Below are 4,818 nucleotides of genomic sequence, written 5' to 3' on the forward strand. Positions count from 1 at the left end.
AGGTACCGGGATGCCTTGCGGAGGGCCATGTTGTTGCACGGGCCGACGGGGCCCGCCGACTCAGGGGCCATGGTCTCCTCCAGTGCTCACCCGTCAACTTTACGAGTATATACTCTCATGAGGCGGTCCGTACCCCCGCCGTGCCGGGCGGCAGCCCCGTCCCGCTGCGGGATCGGTCCGTCCGGCGGCAGCGGACGGGAGCGTGCGCAACCGGTTGCCGGAGGTGCCGCGCTGCACTCGGAGCGGCATGCCGGAGTCGTTCCGCGCGGCGGGGAGGACGGCCTGAACGGCCTTCCGCGCACGTCCGCCACAGGTCCGCACGGCGGTCCGGCGCGAGGCTGCCGCGCAGGCCGGTCTGCGGCCCGGATCCCCGCGGCGCCCGGGCAGCCGCGGGCGGCGCACGTCCGCACCGCCCTCCGGGGTTCCGGACGAGGGGTTCCCGGAGGTTGGTGCACCCGGGACCCGGTCCTGCCCCGCGCACCGGGCCGGATCGGACTCGCCGGACCGGCGATGCCGCAGTGCCGAAGACCGCTCGGATCCGGCAGCAGTCCGGGGAGCCCCGAGGGGCCGGCCCGCGGTGCGGGCGGTCAGAGGACCTGGGCGAAGCAGCCCACGGCGATGGCGGCGGAGAGCGCGGATGCGCTCCGGCAGCCTGCCGAAGCGGGCCCGGCGGGCCGCTTCGGCGGGGTCGGGGCTCTTCTGTGCGGATCGCATCGGATGCCTCCTGGGGCGGTGGGGCGGAGGGTTCGGGCTGCCGGCGGGGCCGGTCCCGGCCGGGAGGGATCAGCCCAGGTAGAGGTCCTTGTGTGCGGCGACGAACGCCTCGATCCCCTGGGCGGGGACACCGGTGACGCGCTCGACGTCGTCGGAGGCGCGGTCGTAGCGGTTCTCGCGGTGCAGCCGGGCCATGGTGGCGATGTGCTGCTCGGCGTGCGGCGGGAGGCCGACCGCGGCGAGCACCTCGGTCAGCCACCGGTCCAGCGGCACGTCCGCGTAGGAGACCGGACGGCCCAGGGCCCGTGAGAACTCCTCCGCCATCTCGGCGATGCCGACGGTGCGGGGCCCGGTCAGTTCGTAGACGTGCCCGACGTGCGGGGCCGGGTCGCGGAGCACGGTGGCGACCACCCGGGCGACGTCGGCCACGGCAACCGGCGAGGTGCGCCCGGTGCCGAACGGCAGCGCGATCGTGCCGTTCTCCCGGATCGACCGCGCCGCCAGCGTGGTGAACAGCGGATTGTCCAGGAACGACGTCGGACGCATGTGGACCACCGGCAGGCCCGACCAGTCCAGCACCTGCTCCGCGAGCCAGTGGAGCCGCTGCTGGTACGACTCCGCGGTGCTGGTGGCGGTCATCTGCGACACGGTCATCTGGGACATGTCCACCAGGCCGTCCAGTCCGGCGTGCCCGCGTGCCACGGTGGCCGTCACGGTGGCCGCCAGCAGGTGGTCCGGGGAGACGGGCATGGCGAAGTACATCCGCCTGACGCCCTCCAGTGCCGCGTCGACGCTCTCGGGCCGGGTCAGGTCGCCGACGGCGACCTCGGCGCCGAGCGCCCGCAGCGCGGTCGCGCGGTCGTCGTCGCGGCGGACCATCACGCGCACCGGCACGTCCTGCGCCCGCAGCCGCTCGAGGACCGTGCGGCCCACGCCGCCGGCGTTGGCGATGAGGACGAGGTTGTCTGCAGTCATCGGTCGGTCTCCTTGTGGACGGTCGGAGAGTCGGTCCGGGATGAACGGTCGGGCGGGGACTGGAACGGGGAGGGCGGGACACCGCACGGCGGCGTCTTCGGAGGGACCGTGCAGCGGGTCGGTGAGCCGTGGCCCGTCGCCCCGGCTGTGTCGGACCGGCCACTGCGGTGCGCGGACGGCCGGACTGCTCCGCGTCCCCGGACACGGCCCGACGGCGCCTCGTCGGCGGCCGTCCCGGGGCTTTTGTCCCGGACGCACCTGGTAGCCAGGATGTGCCGCCCCACGGGGGGAGTCCAGTCGTGCCGACCCGCGGGGGCGCCGGGTCCGCGGCCGGACTCCCGTCCGGCGCCGGGGCCGGGTGCGGGGGTCAGGCGGTGGTCGGGGTGCGCCGCCGCTTCGGGCGGGAGCGCAGGGCGAGGAGGGCCGCCGCGAGGGTTCCCCGGGCCGCGAGTGTGATCACGGGACCCGCCGCGTGGGCGCCGTTGAAGTAGCTCAGGTCCGTGATGGCGCCGACGGCGGCGCCGGGCGGGAGGGCCGCGGAGACGGTCCGGGCCGCGGCGGGCAGCCGGCCGGGGCGCGCCCGGCGGTCCGCACGGTCTTCGGTGCAGCTCCCGATCGTGGAAGGAGCACCCCGTGAGCGACGCGACTGCCTCTGCCGAGGCGGTTGACGGGGTCCGTCCGGCCGGGCCGGCGGCGGACCTGCTGGACGACCGGTTGACCGGGCGGCCGACCGGGCCCGGCCGCGCACGGCCGGGCGGAGGGCCGGGCGCGGACCGCCGCCCGGGTGGCCGCGCCGGCCGGCCGGAAGTCCCACGCCCTCTCCGGCGTCCCCGGGGCCGCTCGGCTCATGCACCGACGGGGCTTCGGCCCGCAGCTGCGGGCGCGGCGGGTGGCCGAGCGCGACGAGCAGGCCGTCGCGGCGTCGAAGGAGGCGACATGGGCGGAGGCGGAGGAGCGCCGGCGGCCTGCGGGGCATGGATCTGCTTCGAGGACGAACCGGGATTCACCCGCCGACCGCCCCGAGGAGGCACCCGGGGACGGCACGGCACCACCCCGGTGGGGACGGTCGGCGGCCGCCGCCTGGGCGGGCGCGACCGCGTCCGACTGGTCCGTGCCGAACGCTGCCTGTCGGACCCCGCCTCCGTCCGGAGAGGGTGTGTCCGGTGGCGGGCGCATCCGATATCATAGCGCGTACTATAATTCTGCGATGTGTGAGAGGACGCCATGGCTGGAGGTCGGCCGCGGGCCTTCGACGTCGACGAGGTGCTGGACCGGGCGCTCGAAGTGTTCTGGCGCCATGGCTACGAGGGCGCCGGGATCGCACAGCTCACCAGCGCGATGGGTATCAACCCGCCGAGCCTGTACAACACCTTCGGCAACAAGCAGGAACTGTTCCGGCAGGTCCTCGACCGCTACGCGGACGGTCCGGCCGGCTACATGCAGAAGGCTTTCACCGAGCCCACCGCCCTCCAGGTCGTCGAGGCCCTGCTGCGCGGCGGCGCGGATGCCACGACCCGTCCCGACTGCCCTCCCGGGTGCCTGACGCTGCAGGGCGGCCTCGCGGCTGCCCCAGGGTCGGAGCAGGCCGTCGCCGAGCTTGCCAGGCGCCGCGCTGCCGGCGAAACGGCCCTGCGGGCGCGACTGGAGAAGGCCCAGGACGAGGGGGAGATCCCCGCCGACGCGTCCCCCGCGGATCTCGCCCGCTTCTTCGCCACCGTGTTTCAGGGCCTGGCCGTCCAGGCCGTGGGCGGTGCGAGCAGCGAGGAACTGCACCGGGTCGTCGACCTCGCGATGAAGGCCTGGCCGACGGCGGACTGACACCTGGAGCCGACCCCCCACCCTGGCGATCCCGGGCCGTGTGGGCGGCCGGCGCAGGAGGGCCGCCTGGTTGCGGAGCGGGAACTGCGGCGGGGTGGAGGCCTGGTGCGGTTCGACGGACCTCCGGGAGCAGGGGCTGAGTCCCCGCAAGGACGTCCCCCTGGAGGGCACGGGGGAGGAGAGGCCCTGCCCCCGGCGGCGCCCGTTCACGCCGGGGGCCGAGGCCGGGACCGTCGAGCCGTGCGGGCGCGGTGACCGCCCGGTCGGGCAGGCCGCCCGGGGTGCCGGCCTGACCGGGACCGCGGTCCGCGACCGGGGCCGCCGGGTCCAGGCCGCCGCCGGCCACCCGCACCGGGCCGGTCGCCGACGCCCTGCGCGCGACCTGCCGCCACCGCAGCCTCCACGACGACGGAACCGCCCGCGCCGCCTGACCGCCGCACCACCCCTGTCCGTCAGGACGGAGCAGGCTCAGGGGGCATCCGGAGGGCTTGTGCCGAGTCGTTGCCGCGGGCGTGGGGAAGGGGCGGGGCCGGACCGGGCGATGACGGCCCGGGTGTGCGGTCCCAGGCCGAGTCGCCGGGCGAGCCGGAGGTCGTCGGGGGTGTCGATGTCGAGCCGGGCGCCGGGCGCGTCCAGGCCGACGATCTCGTACGCCCCTGTGCGGCGGTGGCGGTCGCGGGAGTTCCCTTCGAAGGCCGGCTCCAGCCGCTGCGGGCCTGCGGCGGTGAGGACGGTGGTGCCGCAGCCCGCGTGGTCGGCGAGGAAGGCCCGCTGGTGTCCCGATGCCGCGTGCAGCACGGTGGCCAGCTCGGTGCTCCGCAGGGCGGGCAGGTCGGCGGTCAGGACAGCGATCGCGCCGCTGTGGCCGAGCATCTGCGCATGCCGGGCCGCTGTGCGGACGGCCGCGTTGAGTCCTGCTGGTGGCCGGTCGGGTACCGGTACCGCGCCCGCGTACCGGGCCTCTGCCGCCGCTTCCTGATCGTCCGTCACCACCAGGACGCGGGTGACCGCCGCAGTGCCGAGGACCGCCTCCAGGGTGTCCCGGAAGAAGGCGTGGGCCAGGGCCCTGCGGGAGGCACAGGACGCACCGGCCAGCCGGCTCTTGGCCGCCGCGAACGGTTTCACGGGCAGGACGACGGTCCAGGCCGCCTGCAGGGCCGTCACTGCGTTGCCGACCGGGCGGCTGCCCGGGGGTCCTGCCGGTCGGAGGAGCCGGCCTCCAGCAGCGGCAGCAGTTCCGGCAGGTGTCCGTCGGAGGCGAGGGCTGCGGCGCGGCGTTCGGCGGGGACCTGGCCGTAGAGGGTGGTGCGC

The 4,818-nt window shown here is 76.0% G+C and carries 3 protein-coding genes; 1 reads left to right on the top strand and 2 read right to left on the bottom strand.

The genetic code is table 11. The annotated features are described in order from the left end of the window. Nucleotides 1–783: 783 nt before the first annotated feature. Nucleotides 784–1,689, bottom strand: a complete 906-nt coding sequence (locus tag ACFY07_RS28445; protein ID WP_390872424.1) for an NAD(P)H-binding protein — start codon at nucleotides 1,687–1,689, stop codon at nucleotides 784–786. Between the two features lie 1,224 nt (nucleotides 1,690–2,913). On the opposite strand from ACFY07_RS28445, the gene ACFY07_RS28450 reads away from it, so the two are divergent. Next, nucleotides 2,914–3,507: a TetR/AcrR family transcriptional regulator gene (locus ACFY07_RS28450; RefSeq protein ID WP_390872425.1), complete on the top strand. Its 594-nt coding sequence runs from the start codon at nucleotides 2,914–2,916 to the stop codon at nucleotides 3,505–3,507. 468 nt (nucleotides 3,508–3,975) lie between these two features. Here the strand turns inward: ACFY07_RS28450 and cofC are convergent, their stop codons facing one another. Next, on the bottom strand, nucleotides 3,976–4,671 hold the full coding sequence (gene cofC, locus ACFY07_RS28455; RefSeq protein WP_390872426.1) for a 2-phospho-L-lactate guanylyltransferase: 696 nt from the start codon (nucleotides 4,669–4,671) through the stop codon (nucleotides 3,976–3,978). Between the last annotated feature and the right edge of the window lie 147 nt (nucleotides 4,672–4,818).

This window comes from Streptomyces sp. NPDC001380, from assembly GCF_042895785.1.
Classification (GTDB): domain Bacteria; phylum Actinomycetota; class Actinomycetes; order Streptomycetales; family Streptomycetaceae; genus Peterkaempfera.